The organism is Rhodanobacter lycopersici (assembly GCF_040812335.1).
Classification (GTDB): Bacteria; Pseudomonadota; Gammaproteobacteria; order Xanthomonadales; family Rhodanobacteraceae; genus Rhodanobacter_A; species Rhodanobacter_A lycopersici.
This window is the reverse complement of record NZ_JBFOHK010000001.1, coordinates 1,210,170-1,229,383: the sequence shown is the minus strand read 5'-3', so window position 1 is coordinate 1,229,383 and position 19,214 is coordinate 1,210,170. Positions and strand designations below refer to the sequence as shown.

The 19,214-nt window shown below is 67.4% G+C and carries 15 protein-coding genes; 13 read left to right on the top strand and 2 right to left on the bottom strand.

Going from position 1 to position 19,214, the window contains the following annotated elements:
- Positions 1-157: 157 nt before the first annotated feature.
- The 11 genes from ABQJ54_RS05570 (at position 158) to ABQJ54_RS05520 (ending at position 14,099) form a co-directional block, all read left to right on the top strand.
- Complete coding sequence (locus ABQJ54_RS05570; protein WP_367853274.1) at positions 158-1,477, top strand: ABC transporter permease; 1,320 nt, start codon at positions 158-160, stop codon at positions 1,475-1,477.
- Between the two features lie 10 nt (positions 1,478-1,487).
- Positions 1,488-2,726 carry an ABC transporter permease gene (locus ABQJ54_RS05565; RefSeq protein ID WP_367853273.1) on the top strand — a complete coding sequence of 413 codons (1,239 nt, stop codon included), beginning with the start codon at positions 1,488-1,490 and terminating at the stop codon, positions 2,724-2,726.
- A gap of 132 nt (positions 2,727-2,858) precedes the next feature.
- The gene (locus ABQJ54_RS05560; RefSeq protein WP_367853272.1) at positions 2,859-4,166 is read left to right on the top strand and encodes an ABC transporter permease; all 1,308 of its coding nucleotides are present in this window, start codon (positions 2,859-2,861) and stop codon (positions 4,164-4,166) included.
- Positions 4,167-4,177: 11 nt separating this feature from the next.
- Positions 4,178-5,404 carry an FtsX-like permease family protein gene (locus ABQJ54_RS05555; RefSeq protein ID WP_367853271.1) on the top strand — a complete coding sequence of 409 codons (1,227 nt, stop codon included), beginning with the start codon at positions 4,178-4,180 and terminating at the stop codon, positions 5,402-5,404.
- Between the two features lie 185 nt (positions 5,405-5,589).
- On the top strand, positions 5,590-6,912 hold the full coding sequence (locus tag ABQJ54_RS05550; protein WP_367853270.1) for an ABC transporter permease: 1,323 nt from the start codon (positions 5,590-5,592) through the stop codon (positions 6,910-6,912).
- 10 nt (positions 6,913-6,922) lie between these two features.
- Positions 6,923-8,167, top strand: coding sequence for an ABC transporter permease (locus ABQJ54_RS05545; protein WP_367853269.1), 1,245 nt, complete (start codon positions 6,923-6,925; stop codon positions 8,165-8,167).
- A 104-nt stretch (positions 8,168-8,271) separates the two neighbouring features.
- A complete protein-coding gene (locus tag ABQJ54_RS05540; RefSeq protein WP_367853268.1) occupies positions 8,272-9,615 on the top strand; it encodes an ABC transporter permease in 1,344 nt (447 codons plus the stop codon).
- Between the two features lie 10 nt (positions 9,616-9,625).
- A complete protein-coding gene (locus tag ABQJ54_RS05535) occupies positions 9,626-10,858 on the top strand; it encodes an ABC transporter permease (protein ID WP_367853267.1) in 1,233 nt (410 codons plus the stop codon).
- An 88-nt stretch (positions 10,859-10,946) separates the two neighbouring features.
- Positions 10,947-12,287 carry a sigma-54-dependent transcriptional regulator gene (locus ABQJ54_RS05530; protein ID WP_367853266.1) on the top strand — a complete coding sequence of 447 codons (1,341 nt, stop codon included), beginning with the start codon at positions 10,947-10,949 and terminating at the stop codon, positions 12,285-12,287.
- Between the two features lie 75 nt (positions 12,288-12,362).
- Complete coding sequence (locus tag ABQJ54_RS05525) at positions 12,363-12,695, top strand: hypothetical protein (protein ID WP_367853265.1); 333 nt, start codon at positions 12,363-12,365, stop codon at positions 12,693-12,695.
- Positions 12,696-12,713: 18 nt separating this feature from the next.
- Positions 12,714-14,099 carry a sensor histidine kinase gene (locus ABQJ54_RS05520; protein ID WP_367853264.1) on the top strand — a complete coding sequence of 462 codons (1,386 nt, stop codon included), beginning with the start codon at positions 12,714-12,716 and terminating at the stop codon, positions 14,097-14,099.
- Between the two features lie 174 nt (positions 14,100-14,273).
- Here ABQJ54_RS05520 and ABQJ54_RS05515 read toward each other — a convergent pair whose 3' ends face one another.
- Together ABQJ54_RS05515 and ABQJ54_RS05510 are read right to left on the bottom strand one after the other, a co-directional pair.
- The gene (locus ABQJ54_RS05515; RefSeq protein ID WP_367853263.1) at positions 14,274-15,662 is read right to left on the bottom strand and encodes an alkaline phosphatase family protein; all 1,389 of its coding nucleotides are present in this window, start codon (positions 15,660-15,662) and stop codon (positions 14,274-14,276) included.
- Positions 15,663-15,754: 92 nt separating this feature from the next.
- Positions 15,755-17,281, bottom strand: coding sequence for a glycoside hydrolase family 30 protein (locus tag ABQJ54_RS05510; protein WP_367853262.1), 1,527 nt, complete (start codon positions 17,279-17,281; stop codon positions 15,755-15,757).
- A gap of 483 nt (positions 17,282-17,764) precedes the next feature.
- Here ABQJ54_RS05510 and ABQJ54_RS05505 point away from each other — a divergent pair, with 483 nt between their 5' ends.
- Together ABQJ54_RS05505 and ABQJ54_RS05500 are read left to right on the top strand one after the other, a co-directional pair.
- The gene (locus tag ABQJ54_RS05505) at positions 17,765-18,709 is read left to right on the top strand and encodes an SPFH domain-containing protein (RefSeq protein ID WP_367853261.1); all 945 of its coding nucleotides are present in this window, start codon (positions 17,765-17,767) and stop codon (positions 18,707-18,709) included.
- 112 nt (positions 18,710-18,821) lie between these two features.
- Positions 18,822-19,202: an endonuclease domain-containing protein gene (locus ABQJ54_RS05500; RefSeq protein WP_367853260.1), complete on the top strand. Its 381-nt coding sequence runs from the start codon at positions 18,822-18,824 to the stop codon at positions 19,200-19,202.
- The last annotated feature ends 12 nt before the right edge of the window (positions 19,203-19,214 follow it).

Here is a 19,214-nt window from a genome sequence, read left to right as displayed (position 1 = left end):
CGGAGCGAGGCGTCGCGCGCTGGCTGTGGACCCTCTTCCCCAACTCCTCTCCCGCAAGCGGGAGAGGGGAGCGAGACGTGGCCTTTTCCGCAATCGGGAGAGGAGAGCAAGGCATGGCCTCTCCCGCTTGCGGGGAGTTCAATCTGGGAGGGATGGAATGTTCGATTACTACCTGCGCCTGGCCCTGCGCCGCTGCCGGCAGAGCGTGCCGATGGTGTTGCTGCTGGTGCTGACCATGGCCATCGGCATCGCTGCGTGCATGACGGCGACGACCATTTTCCGTGCGCTGTCCGGCGCGCCGGTGCCGGGCGTCAGCCCGTACCTTTACGTGGCGACGATGGACGCACGCGAGGCGGTGGACAAGGACAATCCCGACTACAAGCGGCCGGACAGCCTGCTCAAGCTGGCCGATGCCAAGGCCCTGGTGGACGCGCATCGCGCCGTGCAGCAGGTGGCGGTCGCGCAGAGCCTCACGCCATTGAGCGACCCGGACGGCAAGAAGTCCGAACAGGCGTATGGCCTGATGGCTTATGGGCCGGTGGTGCAGACTCTTGGAGTGTCGCTGCGCCATGGGCGCCCGTGGACCGAGGCCGAACAGGCCGCGAACGCGCCGGTGCTGGTGATCGACGCACACATGGCGCAGAAGCTGTTCGGCACCGAGGACGCCGTCGGCCGCAGCATCATGCTGGGGCAGCGCAGTTTCCGCGTGATCGGGGTATCTGCGCCGTGGAAGCCGCGCGTGCAGATCTTCAATCTGGCCCAGAACGGCGGCAGCGTGATGGGCCAGGACGAGAACTTCTTCGTGCCGGCGCAGGCCGCGCTGGACGCGGGCGTGGGGCCCTTCATCGCGGGCGAGTGCGGCAAGGATGCGCCGGTGGTCAGCTTCCAGTCGGCGGCGGTGGCGCAGTGCCGCTGGATGGAAACCTGGGTGCGGCTGGACACGCCGGCGCAGGTGGGCGACTACGGCCGGTTCCTCGCCGGCTATGCGGATGCCCAGCACGACGCGGGACGTTTCGTCTATCCGCCGCAGGCGAAGCTGTATGGCACGCAGGCGTGGATGACCTTGAACCATGTGGTGCCGGACGACGTGCACCTCAACCTGATGCTGGCGGGCGGGTTTCTGCTGCTGTGCCTGGTCAATGTGGCTGGCCTGCTGGCCGCGCGCTTCCTGCGCCGGCAGGGCGACGTGGCGATCCGCCGCGCGCTGGGCGCGTCGAAGCGCGACGTGTTCGTGCAGCACCTGGTGGAAACCGGGTTGCTGGGCCTGATCGGTGGCGTGCTGGCGCTGCCGCTGACCTGGCTGGGCCTGTGGATCGTGCGCATGCAGCCGGTGAGTTACGCGGACGCCGCCCGTTTCAGCCCCGGCGTGTTCGCGATCCTGTTCGCGCTCTCGGTGGGCGTGGGCCTGCTGGTCGGTATCCTGCCGGCGTGGCGCGTGTGCCGACAGCCGCCGGCGTTGCAGATCAAGATCGCGTAAGGGGGCTGCCATGCGACACATCATCAAGCCACTGTTCCGCCACCGCATGATGCCGCTGCTGGTTGTGCTGCAGGTGGCGCTGGCCTGCGCCATCGCGTGCAACGCGCTGTTCCTGCTGCAGCAGAAACTGGTGCCCATCGTGACGCCGGATGGCGTGGGGAATCCGGATCGCCTGGTCGTGGCATGGAACATCGCGCCGCGCGGCCAGCCCTGGCCGAGCAGCCGGCTCAACCAGGTCGTGTCGGAGCTGCGCGCCATCCCCGGCGTGACCTCGGCCAGCGTGGCCGGCAGCTTCCCGATGGAAACCATGGCGCAGATGAACGGCAACGTCTTGGGGGAGGGCGCCCATCCGGCCAGGGCCAGCGCCGCGGTCTACATCGGTACCCATCTGCGCGACACGCTGGGCCTGAAGCTGGTGGCGGGGCGCGATTTCAGTGCCACCGAGGAAGCCGTGGCTTACAAAAACATCGGTCTCGACGCGAGCGGGCCGGTGATCATCACGCGCGCGCTGGCGGATCGCCTGTTCCCCGGTGGCGATGCCCTGGGCCACGTGGTGCGCATCGGCGACCAGCCCGATGCGGGACAGCGCACGGTGATCGGCGTGGTCGAGCACCTGATGCGCAACAAGTTCGGCCAGGACGACCGCGAGGACATCGACTACAGCCTGCTGTTCCCCGGCATCCCGTCGAACTGGCCGGTGCCGATATTCGCGGTGCGGTCGCGTTCGGCCGCGGAAGCGGACAGCGTGCTCAAGGCGGTCAAGGCCACGATCACGCGCGAACTCGGTCCCGACATGATCCAGGGCATGGATCCCACCTACGAGTCGTACGGCAGCCTGCGTGACCACATGCTGGCGCAATCGAAGGCTGCGGTATGGCTGCTGTCCGGCGTCAGCCTGATCGTGCTGCTGGTGACCGTGGTCGGCATCATGGGCCTGACCAGCTACTGGGTGCAGCAGCGCACACGGCAGATCGGCATCCGCCGCGCACTGGGCGCACGGCGTGCCAACATCCTGCGCGACGTGCAACTGGAGAACCTGCTCGTGGTGGGGGCCGGCATCCTGCTCGGCATGGTGCTGGCCTACGCGATCAACCTGTGGCTGATGCATCACTATGAACTGACGCGGCTGCCGTGGACCTACCTGCCGTATGGCGCGGCGCTGATGTTGCTGCTCGGCCAGTTCGCCGTGCTGTCGCCCGCGCTGCGTGCATCGCGGGTGCCGCCGGTGGTGGCGACGCGCAGCGTGTGAGGGTTCCTTGGGGCAACGGGCGAAGGTGTTGAAAGGGTGGGCGGGGATCCGGATGGAACGGGACGTTCCTCTTGGGCCGGATCCCCGCCCGACCCCCTTCCGCGGAAGGGATTGCAACAGGGGAGCGTTTGAATGTTCGGCTATTACCTGGATCTGGCCCTGCGCAGCCTGAAGCGCAACAAGATGCTCACCGCGCTGATGGTGCTGGCCATTGCGCTGGGCATCGGTGCGAGCATGACGATGATCACGGTGCTGCACGTGATGACGGCGGATCCGATACCGGGGCGCAGCGGGCAGTTGTTCTATCCGCAGGTCGATCCGCGCCCCATGGACAGCGACAACACGACACCCGATCCGCCGGATCAACTGACGTGGATCGATGCGATGAATCTGTTGCATGCGGGCAACGGCGTGCATCAGGCGGCGATGACGGGTGGGCGGGTGACCGTGGTGCCGCCGCAGGGCGCATCGCATGCCTTTTTCGTCCCGGCGCGTTCCACCACGGCCGATTTCTTCACCATGTTCGACGTGCCGTTCGTGGATGGTGGTGGATGGACCGCGAACGACGACGAGCGGCGTTCACATGTGGCAGTGATTTCGCGCGACCTCGCCGACAAGCTCTACGGCACGCCGCATGCGGTGGGCCGGACCTTGCAACTGGGCAAGTACGACTTCCGCATCGTTGGGGTGATCGATCCCTGGAACCCGTCGCCGCATTTCTACGATCTCGGGATGGGCAATTACACCAGCGAGCCGGAACAGGTGTTCCTGTCGCTGCAGACGGGGCTGGATCTGAAGCTGAGCGGGGCCAACAGCATGAGTTGCTGGGGAAAATTTCCGATCGACGGCGATTTGCGCAAGGCGAGCAGTTGCGTCTGGATGGACTTCTGGGTGCAGCTGGACACGCCGCAGCAAGTGGTGGCTTATCGCGAGTTCCTCGTCAATTATTCGGAACAGCAGAAAGCCCTGGGGCGCTTTGTGCGGCCGCCGAACACGCGCTTGCGCGACGTGATGGCGTGGTTGGACTACAACCACGTGGTGCCGGGCAGCGTGCAACTGCAAACCCTGCTGGCGCTGGGCTTCCTGCTGGTATGCCTGGTCAATACGGTGGCGATGCTGCTGGTGAAGTTCCTGCGCCGGGGCGGCGAACTCTCCGTGCGCCGTGCCATGGGTGCATCGAAGCGCTCGGTATTCGCACAACTGCTGGTGGAAGCGGCGCTGGTGGGCGTGGCCGGCGGTGCGCTGGGCCTGTTGCTGGCCATCTTCGGCCTGTGGATCGTGCGTCAGCAGCCGGTGCCGTATGCCGCGCTGGCGCACATGGATGGTGCGATGCTCGGCGCCACCTTCGTGCTGGCGGTGTGCGCCACCTTGCTGGCGGCCTTGTTCCCGGCGTGGCGCGCCTGCCGCATCGTGCCGGCCCGTTTGCTGAAGACGCAATAAGGATATCGCGCATGCATCCCATCGTTTCCGCACTGAAGCATCACAAGACCACCGTCGTGCTGGTGGCGCTGGAGATCGCGCTGACCTGCGCCATCGTCACCAACGCGCTGTTCCTGATCGGCGACCGCCTGGCGGCCATGCGCATGCCTACCGGCGTCGCCGACAACGAACTGGTATGGGCGCGAGTCAGTGGCCTCGACCTGGGCGGAGCCGCAGCCAGCCGCGATCCGGCCGACCTGGCCACCGCCGACCTGGCCGCCTTGCGTGGCTTGCCCGGCGTCGAATCGGCGGCGATGGCCAACACGCTGCCGCTTACCAACAACTACTGGAGCATGGGTGTCTTTCGCCGCCCCGGCGACGAGAAGAGCGGACTCGACAACGTGGTCGAATACCTGGGCTCGCCCGGCATGCTGCGCACGCTGGGCATCAGGCTTTCGGCGGGGCGCGATTTCCTGCCGCAGGAGTATGCCGACTACAACCCGTTCAAGGACCAGCCGCCGCCGACGGTCGCCATTGTCACGCGCACCTTGGCCGGGCAGTTGTGGCCGGGCGAGAACCCATTGGGGAAAACCTTCTGGCTGGACAGCGACGGCAAGCATGCCGTACAGGTGGTTGGCGTGGTGGGCCACCTGCTCAACCCGAGCATCAACAAAGACCAGGGGGTGGATCGCAGCCTGATCCTGCCGGTGACACGGGTGCCGGGTGGCGTGTACGTGCTGCGCGTGCGACCGGACGCGCGGGGTACAGTCAAGCGTGACCTGCCCGGCGTGCTCACCCGCATCGATCCCGCACGCATTGTCACCGACGACCACATCTACGCCGACACGGTTTCGGACTACTACCATGGTGACCGCGCCATGATCTGGGTATTGGTGGTGGTCACCGGCTGCCTGCTGGCACTGACCGCGCTGGGCGTGGTGGGCCTGTCCAGCTTCTGGGTGCAGCAGCGCACGCGCAGCATCGGCATCCGCCGCGCGATCGGCGCCACGCGGCACGACATCCTGCGCTACTTCCAGGTGGAGAACCTGCTGATCGTCGGCGCGGGCATCGTGCTCGGCTCGCTCGGTGCGGTGGGGCTCAACCTGTGGCTGATGAAGCATTACGAACTGGCGCACATGCCGCTGACGTGGCTCGGCTCGGGCGCCGTCGTGCTGTGGCTGCTCGGCCAGCTCGCCGTGCTTGGTCCCGCGCTGCGCGCGGCGGCGGTGCCGCCGGTGGTGGCGACACGATCGGTGTGAGCTTTCCCTCTCCCTTTGGACGCGGAGCAGGGCCATGGATGGCCCTGCTTTGAGGAGCAAGGAAGAGAGGGGCTCGTGAGGGCGGGAGAGGGTTCGCCAGCGCGCATCATCACGCTCTGCCCGTACCCTCTCCCCCGGCCCCTCTCCCGCAAGCGGGAGAGGGGAGTTCAGGCAAGGGGAAGTGGATGTTCGGCTACTACCTGGAAATCGCCGTGCGCAGCCTGCGCCGCAGCGCGGGGCTCACCCTGCTGATGGTGCTTGCCGTCGGCTTTGGCGTGGGGGCGTCGATGACGACTTATGCGGTATTCCGCGCGGTATCGGGAGACCCGATCCCATGGAAGTCGTCCAGCCTGTTCGTGCCGCAGATCGACGCATGGGGGCTGGCCGGACGCACCGGGGATGGCGAGCCGCAGGATGCCCTGGCCTACACCGATGCGGTGGCCTTGATGCGCGATCATCGCGCCACGCGACAATCGGCGATCTATGCCGTGGCACCCTCGGTACTGCCCACGGACGCCAGCCGTACGCCGATTCCGTTGGACGGCTTCGCGGTGTATGGCGAGTTTTTCCCGATGCTGGATGTCCCGTTTGAATACGGTAGCGGCTGGGGCGCGGGGGACGATGCGCGCGGCACGCCCGTGGTCGTGATTGGCGATGCGATCAACCGCAGGCTGTTCGGCGGGGTGGACAGCGTGGGCAGCACGGTAAGCATCGGCGGCAGGGACTACCGCGTGGTCGGCGTGATGAGGCCCTGGAACCCGCAGCCGGTGTTCTTCGACGTGGTGGATACCGGCGGGTTCGGTGGCGATGGCCCCGACCTGTTTCTGCCTTTCCAGGCGGCCATCGCGGCAGGCATGGAGAACGCCGGAAGCACCAACTGCCCGAAGGGCAGGATGCCGGGTGCGCCGGGTTTTGCCGGCCTGCAGTCGTCCGCCTGCACCTGGATCGCCTACATGGCCGAACTGGACGATCCGGCGGCGGTGCGGCGTTACCGGCAGTACCTCGACGGCTATGCGCGCGAACAGCAGCGGCTGGGTCGCTTCGGCTGGGCGCCCAACAACCGGCTGCGTGACCTGCGGGCGTGGCTGGATCACGAACACGTCGTGCCTGACGACGCGAAGGTGTCGATGCTGGTGGCCCTGGGCCTGCTGCTGGTGTGCCTGCTCAACACGGTGGGGCTGTTGCTGACGAAGTTCCTGCGGCGCAGCGGCGAGATCGGCGTGCGCCGCGCATTGGGGGCGTCGCGCAGCGCGATCTGCATGCAGTTCCTTGCCGAGGCCGCAGTGATAGGCGTGGCCGGTGGAATGCTCGGCCTGCTGCTGACGGGAGTGGGCGTGCTTGCTACCGGCCAGGTGCTGCCCATGTACCTGGCCGGCCTGGCGCATGTGGACGCGAGCCTGCTGTTGCTCACCGTGCTGGTGGCAGTGCTGGCGACCGTGCTGGCCGGCTTGTATCCGGCGATGCGGGCATCGCGCGTGCAGCCCGCATGGCAGCTGAAAACGCAATGAGGGGAGCACGATGAGACTCCACCCGATCCTCGCCGCCCTGCGGCGGCACAAGACCGGCGTCGCGCTGATCGCGTTGCAGATCGCGCTCACCCTGGCGATCGTCTGCAACGCGATCTTCATCATCGGCCAGCGCATCGCGCGGATGGATCGCCCGACCGGCGTGGCGGAGGAAGGCCTGATCCGCATTTCGCAGCAATGGCTGGACGCACCGGCAGGCGATGATGCTGCCGCCGTCGAACAACTGGACGCCATGCAGCGCACCGATCTCGCCGTGCTGCGCGACCTGCCGGATGTGCAGGAGGTTGCCGCCTCCACCAGCATGCCGCTGCAGGGCATGATCTGGAGCGGCTATCTCACGCTTGCACCGCAGTCGACGGGGCCGGACGTGCAGGCGGCCTACTACTACGGCGACGAGCACCTGCGCAGCACGCTGGGTCTGCGGCTGGTCGCGGGGCGCGACTTCACGGCCGACGAGATCCGGCACCACGCCATCCGCAGCACGGCCGTCTCGCCCGTGGTCATCGTGAGCCAGCCGGTGGCCGATGCGCTGTTTCCACGTGGCGATGCACTGGGCAAGACGATCTACCAGGACGGCAAGCCGGCGGCCATCGTGGGCATCGTGCAACGATTGCAGACGCCGACGCTGTCGAAGTGGGGCGGTGGCTGGTCCTACAACTCGGTGCTGGAACCGGTGCGCCTGGACGACGCCACGGCCAGCTATGCGGTGCGCGCAAAACCGGGCCGCGGGCAGGCGGCGATGCGCGAGGCGCGCAAGGCTCTGCTCGCGGTCGATCCGATGCGCCTGATGCCGGACAGCTGGGGCATCCAGCCGTTCTCCGAGATCCGTGCCAAGGTCTATCGCGCCGACCGCGGCATGGCGATGCTGATGGGGGCGATCAGCCTGATCCTGCTCTGCGTCACCGCCGCCGGCATCGTGGGTCTCACCAGTTTCTGGGTGGGGCAGCGGCGCAAGCAGATTGGCGTGCGTCGTGCACTGGGAGCGCGCAAGCTCGACGTCCTGCGCCATTTCCTGCTCGAGAACCTGTTCATCGCGGGCATCGGGGCGACGCTGGGACTGCTGCTGGCGGTCGGCCTCAACATCTGGCTGATGCGCCATTACGCATTGGATCGACTGCCCATGGCTTATGTGCTGGTTGGCATGGCTGCGATGCTGCTGCTGGGGCAGGCCGCGGCCTATGTGCCGGCGCGGCGGGCATCCCGCGTACCGCCGGTGGTGGCGACGCGCAGCGTGTGAGCTTTGCCTGTTCCCCTTTGGCAGGGGGGAGGGTGGTCGAAAAATTACATGTGTAATATGTTTGCCTGGCGCGTGGGTGGAGGCGCCTCGCAAACGGAGGGGACATGCTTCGCTACAGCTTCGAACTGGCCGTGCATGGCTTGCGGCGCTTTCCGAAAAGCACCGTGCTGGTGGTGCTGACGGCTGCGCTGGGCCTGGCGGCGTGCATGACCACGCTGACGCTGCTGCACGTGCTGTCGGCCGATCCATTGCCTGGGCGCAGCCAGAACCTGTACCTGGCATGGGTGGATACGGTGCTGGCGAAGCCGTCGAATGCCGGCGCCGATGCCATGGCCTTGAATGGAATCAAGACCCACAACTACCACGACATCAAGCTGGCCGATGCGCAGGCCTTGCTGTCGGCGCATCGCGCGGTGCGGCAGGCCGTGGTGGCCGACATGATCGCGGACGAAGTGTCGGACGACGGCCGGCATGCGCAGAGCCAGCAAGTCATCCTGGCGACGACCTCCGACTTCATTCCGATGTTCGGCGTGGCGTTGCGCTACGGTCGTGATTGGACGGGCGCCGAGGACATCGCCCGCACGCCAGTGGCGGTGATCGACACCGACCTGGCGCAAAAGCTGTTCGGCACGCCCGATGTGGTGGGGCGCAGCGTCAGGCTGGAGCACACGCTGTTCCGTGTGGTGGGCGTGATCCAGCCCTATGCCCCGCAGCCGCATTTCTACGCCTTGAGCGGTGGCGCCTACAGCAGCGATGACGGAGAAAAGCTCTACGTGCCTTATACCGCCGCGCTGGATGCGGGATTGGCTCCCTTTGCGTCGGATGGATGCGATGCTTCGTTCAAGTGGGACATCAACACCGACATTGATCCCGCGCATTGCGCCGCGCTGGGTCTGTGGGTGCAGCTCGACACGCCACAACAGGTGTCGGCCTACCGCACGTATCTGCAGAACTATGTGGAGCAGCAGAAGGAACTGGGTGGTTTCGGCAAGCCGCCGCGCGCGCAGCTGACCGGCGTGGCCGACTGGCTGCAGCAGAACGACGTGGTGCCCGACAGCGCGCGCCTGAACGTGTGGCTGGCCGGTTCGTTTCTGCTGTTGTGCATGGTCAACGTGGCCGGGTTGCTGTCGGCACGCTTCCTGCGCCGCAGCGGCGATGTCGGCATCCGCCGGGCGCTGGGTGCGCCGCGCCGCGCGGTGTTCCTGCAACACGTGCTGGAGTCGGGCCTGGCATGTCTGGTGGGCGGCGCGCTGGCCTTGCCGCTGACGTTGCTGGGCCTGTGGATACTGCGTCAGCAGAGCAACGATTTCTCCGGACTGGCGCATCTCGACCCGACGATGTTCGGGGCGCTGTTCGCGCTGGCGCTGGCCGTGGGCGTGCTGGTGGGGCTGTTGCCGGCATGGCGGATGTCGCGGGTCGAGCCGGGCCTGCAGGTCAAGGGCGAATAAGGGGTTTGCCATGTCCATCCGGATTCACTTTTCCAGCCTACGCCGGCACAGCCTGATGCCTTTGCTGGTGCTGCTGCAGGTGGCACTGGCCTGCGCCATCCTGTGCAACGTGCTGTTCCTCGCCTGGCAGCAGATGGAGCCCATGCTGGCGCCCAGCGGCGTGGACGGGGCCAACCTGATCCTGGTCGACGGGCTGGACGCATCCGACCGTGCCTGGACGGCGGCGGAAGTGCAGGCCGGTACCGAGGCGTTGCGGGAGGTTCCGGGCGTGCGCGCGGTCAGTGCGTCCAACAGCCTGCCGATGATCCGTGGCCTGATGTTCGCGTGGGCGTATCAGGGGCCAACCGGTGCCAAGGTGGGCATGAACGCTTATGTGGGGTACGACCTGTTCGATACCCTCGGGCTTCAGTTGGTGAGTGGCCGGAACTTCCTGTCCGACGAGTATCGGGACTTCGGCAGCAACCAGGGCAACGGTGTGTTGGAACCGGTGATCATCACGCAATCACTTGCGCGGCAACTGTTCGGCGATGCCCAGCCGTTGGGGAAAGTGCTGCACATACCTGGCGACACGAAGGACCCGGGGGCCGTGGTGGTGGGCGTGGTCCGGCATCTGCTGCGCAACCAGATCGGCATGGCCACGAACGGGCGGGCGGACAACACCGTCTTGCTACCGATTCGTGTTGCCGCGTCATCGTGGCTGTGCTACGCGGTGCGGGTCGATCCGGCGCTGCGCGAAGTGGCGCTGCGCGGTGTGCGCAAGGCCATCAGGAACCAGTTCGGCGCCCTGTTGCCGGTGGACTCGACGCCGAAGGCGGAGTTCTATGCCACACGGCGTACCGAGGTATTCAAGAGCCGCCGCGCCACGCTGGGGTTGTTCGCCGGCGTGGCGCTGACCGTGGTGGTGGTCACCGTGATCGGCATCATGGGCCTCACCGGCTTCTGGGTGCAGAAGCGCACGCGGCAGATCGGCATCCGCCGTGCCCTGGGCGCGCGGCGCATCGACATCCTGCGCTACTTCCTCGCCGAGAACGCATTGATCGTGAGTGTTGGCGTGGCGCTGGGCATGGCCCTGGCCTACTTTGGCAACGCCTGGCTGATGCGCTATTACGAGCTGCCGCACCTGCCGTGGACCTGGCTGCCGCTGGGCGCCGTGCTGATGCTGCTGCTCGGCCAGCTTGCCGTGCTGTCGCCCGCGCTGCGCGCGGCGCAGGTGCCGCCGGTGGTGGCGACGCGGTCGGTGTGATCCGGACAACTTTTCCTATGCATAGGTCGATCGTCATGGCAACCTTTTCCGCGGGAGCGGCATCCATGTCCGCATGTGCAGAAGACGAATGCGTACCGTACTGATCATCGACGACAACCCGTCCGTGGGCGAGGCGCTGTCGCTGCTGCTGTCGCTGCACGACATCCGCCCGCTGGTGGCGCTGAACCAGGCCGAGGGACTGGCCGCGCTGGAGCGTGAACGGGTGGATGTGGTGATCCAGGACATGAACTTCACCGCCGACACCACCTCGGGCGAAGAGGGCGTGGAGCTGTTCCGCGCGGTCCGCGAGCAGCACCCCGACCTGCCGGTGATCCTGCTCACCGCGTGGACGCACCTGGAGACCGCGGTGGAGCTGGTGAAGGCCGGCGCCGCCGACTATCTCGCCAAGCCCTGGGACGACAACAAGCTGCTGGCCACGGTGGAGAACCTGCTGGAACTCTCCGAATCCACCCGCGAGGTGAGCCGCGCCCGGCGCGAACGCCGCCGTCGCCGCGAGGTGCTGGAGAGCACCTACGAGCTGGATGGCCTGGTGTTCGCTTCCGAGGCGATGGCGCGCACGCTGGATCTGGCCTGCCAGGTGGCGCGCGCCGAGGTGCCCATCCTGATCACCGGGCCGAACGGCGCGGGCAAGGAGCGCATCGCGGCGATCGTGCACGCGAACTCGCTGGTGAAGAAAGGCCCGTTCGTGGCGGTGAATTGCGGTGCGCTGCCGGGCGAACTGATCGAGGCCGAGCTGTTCGGCGCCGATGCCGGCGCCTATACCGGCGCGAACAAGGCGCGCGAGGGCCGCTTCGAGCTGGCCGACGGCGGCACGCTGTTCCTCGACGAGATCGGCAACCTGCCGCTGCCGGGCCAGATGAAGCTGCTGCGCGTGCTGGAAACCGGCCAGTTCGAGCGGCTGGGCTCGGGCAAGACGCGGCAGGCCAAGGTGCGCGTATTGAGCGCGACCAACGCCGACCTCAAGGCGATGATCCGCGCCGGCACGTTTCGCGAGGATCTGTACTACCGCCTCAACGTGATCGAGGTGAACCTGCCGCCACTGTCCGAGCGCACGGACGACGTGCTGCCGCTGGCCGAGCACTTCCTCGCCGACCGCGCCACGCTGGGCGATGCGGCGCGCGAGGCGCTGCTGGCCTATCCGTGGCCGGGCAACGTGCGCGAGCTGAAGAACGCGATCGAGCGCGCCGCGCTGTTGGCTGGCGGCAAGCCGATCACGCCGGAGCTCCTGAACCTGCCGCAGGTCGCCCCGGTGGCCGCGCGCAATCTCGACGAACCCAGCCGCGAGGCGGTGGAGGGCGCGCTGCACCAGGCCGAGGGCGTGGTGAGCCGCGCCGCGCAAGCGCTGGGCCTGTCGCGTCAGGCCCTGTACCGTCGCATGGAGCGTTATGGACTGACGGCATCGGCGTGACTGATGTCGCTTGCGGGCGTCGTGGCGGCATGGAAAGCTGCCGCAACATTCGCGCTTCTTCGCCCGGAGACTCCCATGCGCATCCGAAACCTGGTTTCCCTGCCGCTGTGCCTGCTGGCCGTCGCGGCCGTGGCGCAGACGGCCCCGCCTGCCACCCGGCAGGATGACCAGTGGAGCAGGCCCGCGGCCGCCGCCACCACCGGGCACGGCTACGCCTTGCCGGGCAACGACGCGACGACGAAACCCTCGCCATTCAAGTTCAAGAGCGAGCGCAAGACATGGGAACCGGAGCCGCCGCCTCCGCGCGCCAATGACCAGGACGCGGTGATGGGCACCGAACGCCCCTGGCAGAACGGCCAGCCACCGGTGAGTTGCGCGCAGACGCCGCACGACCCCTCATGCCGTTGAGACATTGAGCAGGCTCTTATGTGGCGCCGCCTGAATTCGCTGCAATTCCGATTGACCCTGCTGCTTGCGGTGGCCGCGGTGGCTGGTGCGCTGGTCTACGTGGGCATGACCCAGTGGCCGTTGCCACAGCTGCTCGACTGGCTGCACAAGGATCTGTCGGTGTCGATCCGCAAACCGGCGCAGCTGGGCATCTACGGCGGTCTCGTGGTCAGCGCACTGGTGCTGTTGCCGCTGGCGTGGTGGCTGGCGTACCTGGTGATGGCGCCGGTGAGCCGTCTGCTGCGCGCGCTGGAAGGCGCGGTGGCGAGCTACCGCGACGGCGATTTCAGCTTCTCCATCGCCGCCAACCGGCGCGATGAGCTGGGTGAGCTGATCCGCATGCACAATGCGCTGGGCCAGACCCTGCGCGAGCAGCGCCAGCACCTGGTGCAGCGCGAGCTGCTGCTGGAGACGGTGGTGCAGAACACGCCAGTGGCGCTGGTGCTCACCGACGGCAACGGCCGCGTGGCCTATTCCAACATCGCCTCGCGCCACCTGTTCAACGAGGGCAAGAGCCTCAACGGATTGGACTTCGCCACGCTGCTGGCGGAAGCGCCCGAAGCGTTGTCACGCGCGGTGGAAAGTGGCGAGGACGCGTTGCTCAGCGTGGAGATGGATGGCAGCGAGGAGACCTTCCACCTGTCGCAACGCGCATTCCGCCTGCAGGGCCGCCCGCACCGGCTGCACCTGTTCCGGCGCATGACGCGCGAGCTGTCGCGGCAGGAGGTGGCGACCTGGAAGCGGGTGATCCGGGTGATCAGCCACGAGCTCAACAACTCGCTGGCGCCGATTTCCTCGCTGGCGCATTCCGGCGCCGAGCTGGCGCGCCGCGGCGACCTGGAGCGCCTGCCCGGGGTGTTCGCCACCATCAGCGGGCGGGCCAAGCACCTGCACGGCTTCATCGCCGGCTATGCCAGCTTCGCCAAGCTGCCGGCGCCGCAGCCGCAAGCAGTGGAGTGGGAGCCGTTCCTGGCTTCGTTGGCGCTGCATTGCCATTACCGGCTCGCTGCGCCGGCGCCCGCGCATCCCGGCCGTTTCGATCCGGTGCAGATCGAGCAGGTGCTGATCAACCTGATCAAGAACGCGCACGAGTCCGGCAGCGCGGAGGACGAGGTCAGCCTGGTCATCCTCGACGCCGGCAGCGAGCTGCGCATCGAGGTGGCCGACCGCGGCCCCGGCATGAGCGAAACGGTATTGGCGCAGGCGTTGCTGCCGTTCTATTCCACCAAGCGCTCCGGCACCGGCCTCGGCCTGGCGCTGGCCCGCGAGATCGCCGAGGCTCACGGCGGACGGGTGCTGCTCGCCAACCGCGAGGGCGGCGGCCTGCGCGTGAGCTTGCGACTGCCGCAGTCCGGTGCGCGATAGCGCTCTTGCAGAGTCTGTTCAATATCTCCAATCCCGTCTCTCCCATTGGCGGGAGAGGGGCTGTTCCATCGCAAGGTGCAAGCGGTTTCGGACACCTGCCGGCGCCTGGAACCGCTCTGTCGGCACCCATGTCCTCCAATGGGGGCACGCAGACGAGGGCTCGCGAACAGACGCTCAGTGCTTCGCGTCGGCGTCGCGGTCGGCGGCCAGGATATTCGTCAGCGGCCTGCCCTGGATGTCGCCCATCGACAGGTGCAGCAGCCGCGCGATGGTGGGCGCGATGTCGACGTTGGGGAAGGACGGGATCTCGCCCACGGGCCGGATGCCGCGGCCCGCGGCGACGAAGATGGCCTGCATCAGCGGATCGGTATTCGGATAGCCGTGTGCGCCGCGCTCGGGCGTGGCGGTGATGAAGTCGTTGCCGCCGCCCTTGTTGTCGTCGAAAGCGTAGTCGGCGGCGGCGTAAAGCAGCAGGTCGGGCGCCTGGTCGGTCTGCGCCGGCGTGGGCCAGCCCTGTTGCGCGGCTTCCGCCGGAGTGAGTGCGGCAGCGATGCCGGGTTGGCCGGTGAAGAGGCCTTTCAATTGCCGGATCGACGCCGCGTCGGCGTGTTTCTGGTAGACCAGCGCGTAGCCGCCTTCGGGAATGCTGTAGCTGGGATGTCTGGCCGCGGCGTCTTGCAGCCCGGCCTGCCTCAGCAGTACGTCGGCGTGCAGCCAGTGGTGCAGGCTGCGCTGGCCGTGGTCGGAGACGACCAGGAAGGTGGTGCGGTCCAGATCGCCGGCGGCGCGCACGGCGTCGATGACTTCCTGCACGCGGTCGTCGAGGAAGGCGATGGTGTTGCGGCCGGCGTCGTTGCCGTAGCCGGCCTCGTGCTCGATGCTGTCCAGCGACAGCAGGTGCAGCAACAGCAGGTCGGGATGATGCTTGCGGATGATGTCGACGGCGGCGCGGGTGTAGACCAGGTCGCGCCACGCCTGGGAGGAGGCATCGTGGAAATGCGCGACCTCGTCGCGGCTCACCACGCCCTGGTCGATCAGGTCCCTGGCGATGGGGCCGTCCGGATCGGGGTTCTCGAAGAACGACCAGTCGATGCCGCGCGCATCCTTGATCGCCACCCAGTCCACCTCGGCCGTGACGAGGCCGGCCTTGTGCGCCACGTCGTAGATCGTGGGCACCGCGACCAGTCGCGACTTGGGCACCCACATCTCGATGTGCGGCGGCGTGCTGCCGCGCTGGCCCACGACCAGTCCGTTGACCAGCACGTGATGCCGGCTGGCGTCGACGCCGGTGACCATCGCGGTGTGGTTGGGCCAGGTGATGGTGGGATTGATCGGCGTCATGGAGGCGGCATACGCGCCGCGCCGCATCAGCGCCTTGAGCGTGAATGCGGGCAGCAGCGGGTCATGCAGGCTCTTCGCGCCGAACGCGTCCAGGCTGATCACGACGACCTTGGGGCGCGATGCGTCCGCGGGCGTCTGCGCGTGCAAGGGCAGCGTGCCGGTGCCGGCCAGCAGCGCCGCTGCAAGCATGGCGTGGCGAAGCAGGGCGGAAACCTGGCGCATCGTTCATCCCCTCGGGAAGCGTGACGCGGGTACGGAAGCTATGCCCGCTGCGCCCATCGTGGGCACAGCGGGGCGCCATCGCAAGCCGCGATTCATTGATCGTCCGTGTCCGTTGCATCCTCGTCGCCGTGTCCGGGCTGCCACACGAAGGTGGCCACGCTCTGTGCCGGCAGCGCGTACTGGAAATGCACGTCGCCCTGGTCCACCGCGATGTGATGCGCGTCTGCGCCGCTGTTCACCACCACCAGCACCACCGAGCCGTCGTCGGCATTCTGGAAGGCCACGTTGGCGATGTCCTTGGTGTTGGCGCTGGACCACACCCGCGTCGCGCCGGGCAGGGCGAAACGGCTGTAATGCGCGAACGCGTAGTACTCGTCGTTGCGCGTTATCGCGCCGGTGCGCGAATCGATGATGACCATGCCCTTGCAGTTGTCGCAGCCGCCGGCGTGCGGGCCGTGGTCCTGGTCGAGCGCGAGGTTCCAGTACACCACGCCACGCGCCCAGTTGCGCAGCCCGCCCAGCAGCAGATCGCGCGCGAACCAGAGCAGTTCGCCGTTCCTGGCGGACTCCCAGTCGCCGCCGGAGCATTCGGTGATGTAGGTGTCCTTGTGCGGGTGGGCCCGGTGTACCTGGCTCTGCGCTGCGGGATCGCCGCGATAGCAGTGCCAGGCGATGCCGGCGATGTACGGGGCGGCCGTCGGATCGGCGAGCACGGCCAGCGGTTGCTCCGGCTCGTCCCAGTTGTGGTCCCAGCCGAGGATGATGGGTCTCGTCCGGCGCCGTGCCAGCGCGGGGCCGAGGTACTGGCCGATGATGCGTGCACGTGCGTCGGCGGGCATTTCCATGCCCGGATAGGTCTGCGGCAAGAAGCCCGGTTCGTTCTGCACGGTCAGCGCGAAGATCGGGATGCCGTAGCGGCGGTAGGTATCCACGTACCTGACGAGGTAATCCGCATACGTACTTTCGTACTGTCCGAGCAGGGCGCCGCCGATCAGGTTGGCGCTGCTCTTCATCCATGCCGGTGCGCTCCACGGCGTGGCGACGACAAGCAGGTCCGGGTTGATCGACAGCACTTCCTGCATCACCGGAATCACGTCCTGCTGATTGGCGGCGACGTTGAAGTGTTCCAGTTGCGGGTCGGTCTGGCCTGCGGGCATGTCGTCGAGCGTGTAGTGCTGCGGCGAGAAATCCGAGGCGCCGATGGTCAGCCGCGTCATGTTGAGGTTCAGCCCCGGCGGCGGCCCGAACATCTCGCGCAGCAGGGATTCGCGTTGCGCGGCATTGAGCGTGTTCTCGATCAGCGATGCCGACGAGTCGGTCAGCGCGGCGCCGAAGCCCGTCAGCGTCTGGTAGCGCTTGCCGAGGTCGACAGTGATATCGGCAGGGGTGGACGGCGTCGTGTCCAGCGGGATGTCGGGCTGTCGCGCCAGCTGAAGGCGGCGGTCGGCGGTGGAAAGCCACAGCCGCACCGTGGGCGGCGGTGGCTGGATCAGGGATACCAATGCAGCTTCCACCGGCTCGTGGCGGCGCGATGCCCACTGGGCGACCAGGACGAACAGGCTGAGCAAGGCGACGGCGGTGGCTGCCGCCCAACCGGGGATGCCCCGAGGCTCAGCCACGGCACGCGCCGTGCCGGGCGCGGGTACCGCGGTGGGGTGGCAGTGGCTCCATGCTCATGGCGTACCTGGGCCCGGGCAGGCGGCGGCTTGCGTCGCGCCGAACGGCGCGTCCATGCGCACGGGGTTCGTATCGTGGCCGGCCCGGGCGCCTGTCGCCCGCGGATGGCTCCCCGCCGTGGCCGTGGCGGCGATGTCCCCATCACCGGCCGTGGCCGGTGCCATGCAAACGAACCCCAACCATCGTGTACGAGCCATCGGGTGCCTCGATTTCCTGCAGAACGCGTGCAGCTTCGCACACGTCATACCTGCTCCGCTGTGCGCTTTTCGTCGACGTCGACGATCCGTGTTGGCGGACTCGGCGCATGGGCAGGATTGTACGTTGCGCATCCGGTGACCTGCCGGGCAACGATCCGCCGGAGACCGGGTCGTTGCCTGTGTGCTCGCCTATACTGCGGCTCTCAACGGGGAAATGGAGGGTGGGTCATGGGACAGCTTCTTGCCTTGGTCATCGTGGTGCTGGTGGTCGTCACGCTGCTCAAGATGGTGCGCATCGTGCCGCAGGGTTACGAGTGGACGGTGGAGACCTTCGGCAAATACACGCGCACGCTCACCCCCGGCTTGCACCTGCTGATCCCGGTCTACCAGTCGGTCGGGCGCAAGATGAACATGATGGAGCAGGTGCTGGACGTGCCCTCGCAGGACGTCATCACCAAGGACAACGCGGTGGTGCGCGTGGACGGCGTGGTGTTCTACCAGGTGCTGGACGCGGCCAAGGCGGCCTACGAGGTGGCCCAGCTGGAACAGGCCACGCTGGCGCTGATCATGACCAACATCCGCACCGTGCTCGGTTCGCTGGACCTCGACGAGAGCCTGAGCCAGCGCGATGCGATCAACGCCAAGCTGCTGCGCGTGGTGGACGAGGCCACCCACCCGTGGGGCGTCAAGGTCAACCGCATCGAGATCAAGGACATCGCACCGCCGCGTGACCTGGTGGACGCGATGGCGCGGCAGATGAAGGCCGAGCGCGAGAAGCGCGCCAACATCCTCGACGCCGAGGGCTTCCGCCAGGCGGCGATCCTCAAGGCCGAGGGCGAGAAGCAGTCGGTGATCCTCGCCGCCGAAGGCGAGAAGGAAGCCGCGTTCCGCGCCGCCGAGGCGCGCGAGCGCACTGCCGCGGCCGAGGCCAAGGCCACCACCATGGTGTCGGAGGCGATCGCCAGCGGCAACGTCAACGCGCTGAACTACTTCGTGGCCAACAACTACGTCGATGCATTGAAGGCGATGGCCGCCTCGCCGAACCAGAAGATGCTGCTCTTGCCCATCGAGGCCACCGGCGTGATCGGTGCCATGGCCGGCATTGCCGAGCTGGCCAAGGAATCGCTGGGCCAGCAGCAGGCGGCTGCCAAGGCCGTGCCGCCGCCGCGCTGACGCTTTGCTCCCCTCTCCCGCTTGCGGACGCGGGGAAGGGCCATGGATGGCCCTGCTCTGAGGAGCGAGGAAGAGGGGTTGGGGGAGAGGGGGCTTTTCACGGAGGATGAGGATGACCAACCTGGATCACGCCAAGTCCATGCGCTCGGCCCTGACACCCGCCGAGCAGCATCTCTGGTACCACCTGCGTGCCCATCGCTTCCGCGGCCTCAAGTTCAAGCGCCAGAGACCGCTCGGCCCATATATCGTCGATTTCGTCTGCATGGAGCATGGGTTGGTGATCGAACTCGACGGCAGCCAGCATGGCGATCAAGTCGCCTATGATCGCGGTCGTGATGCATGGCTGGCGGAGCAGTGGCTGACCGTGCTGCGCTTCTGGAATCACGACGTGATGGATCGGACGGAAAGCGTGCTGGAGCGGATCAGGCAGTTCGTGGAGGCCGCGCCCTCTCCCCCAACCCCTCTCCCGCAAGCGGGAGAGGGGAGCCAATAGCCAGGATTTTCA

What these genes read in the sequence shown, in the direction of transcription:
- ABQJ54_RS05555 (WP_367853271.1), top strand. Translation starts at nt 4,178, where the DNA reads ATGCATCCCATCGTTTCCGCACTGAAGCATCACAAGACCACCGTCGTG.
- ABQJ54_RS05535 (WP_367853267.1), top strand. Translation starts at nt 9,626, where the DNA reads ATGTCCATCCGGATTCACTTTTCCAGCCTACGCCGGCACAGCCTGATG.
- ABQJ54_RS05500 (WP_367853260.1), top strand. Translation starts at nt 18,822, where the DNA reads ATGACCAACCTGGATCACGCCAAGTCCATGCGCTCGGCCCTGACACCC.
- ABQJ54_RS05550 (WP_367853270.1), top strand. Translation starts at nt 5,590, where the DNA reads ATGTTCGGCTACTACCTGGAAATCGCCGTGCGCAGCCTGCGCCGCAGC.
- ABQJ54_RS05560 (WP_367853272.1), top strand. Translation starts at nt 2,859, where the DNA reads ATGTTCGGCTATTACCTGGATCTGGCCCTGCGCAGCCTGAAGCGCAAC.
- ABQJ54_RS05520 (WP_367853264.1), top strand. Translation starts at nt 12,714, where the DNA reads ATGTGGCGCCGCCTGAATTCGCTGCAATTCCGATTGACCCTGCTGCTT.
- ABQJ54_RS05525 (WP_367853265.1), top strand. Translation starts at nt 12,363, where the DNA reads ATGCGCATCCGAAACCTGGTTTCCCTGCCGCTGTGCCTGCTGGCCGTC.
- ABQJ54_RS05515 (WP_367853263.1), bottom strand. Translation starts at nt 15,662, where the DNA reads ATGCGCCAGGTTTCCGCCCTGCTTCGCCACGCCATGCTTGCAGCGGCG.
- ABQJ54_RS05570 (WP_367853274.1), top strand. Translation starts at nt 158, where the DNA reads ATGTTCGATTACTACCTGCGCCTGGCCCTGCGCCGCTGCCGGCAGAGC.
- ABQJ54_RS05530 (WP_367853266.1), top strand. Translation starts at nt 10,947, where the DNA reads ATGCGTACCGTACTGATCATCGACGACAACCCGTCCGTGGGCGAGGCG.
- ABQJ54_RS05540 (WP_367853268.1), top strand. Translation starts at nt 8,272, where the DNA reads ATGCTTCGCTACAGCTTCGAACTGGCCGTGCATGGCTTGCGGCGCTTT.
- ABQJ54_RS05505 (WP_367853261.1), top strand. Translation starts at nt 17,765, where the DNA reads ATGGGACAGCTTCTTGCCTTGGTCATCGTGGTGCTGGTGGTCGTCACG.
- ABQJ54_RS05565 (WP_367853273.1), top strand. Translation starts at nt 1,488, where the DNA reads ATGCGACACATCATCAAGCCACTGTTCCGCCACCGCATGATGCCGCTG.
- ABQJ54_RS05545 (WP_367853269.1), top strand. Translation starts at nt 6,923, where the DNA reads ATGAGACTCCACCCGATCCTCGCCGCCCTGCGGCGGCACAAGACCGGC.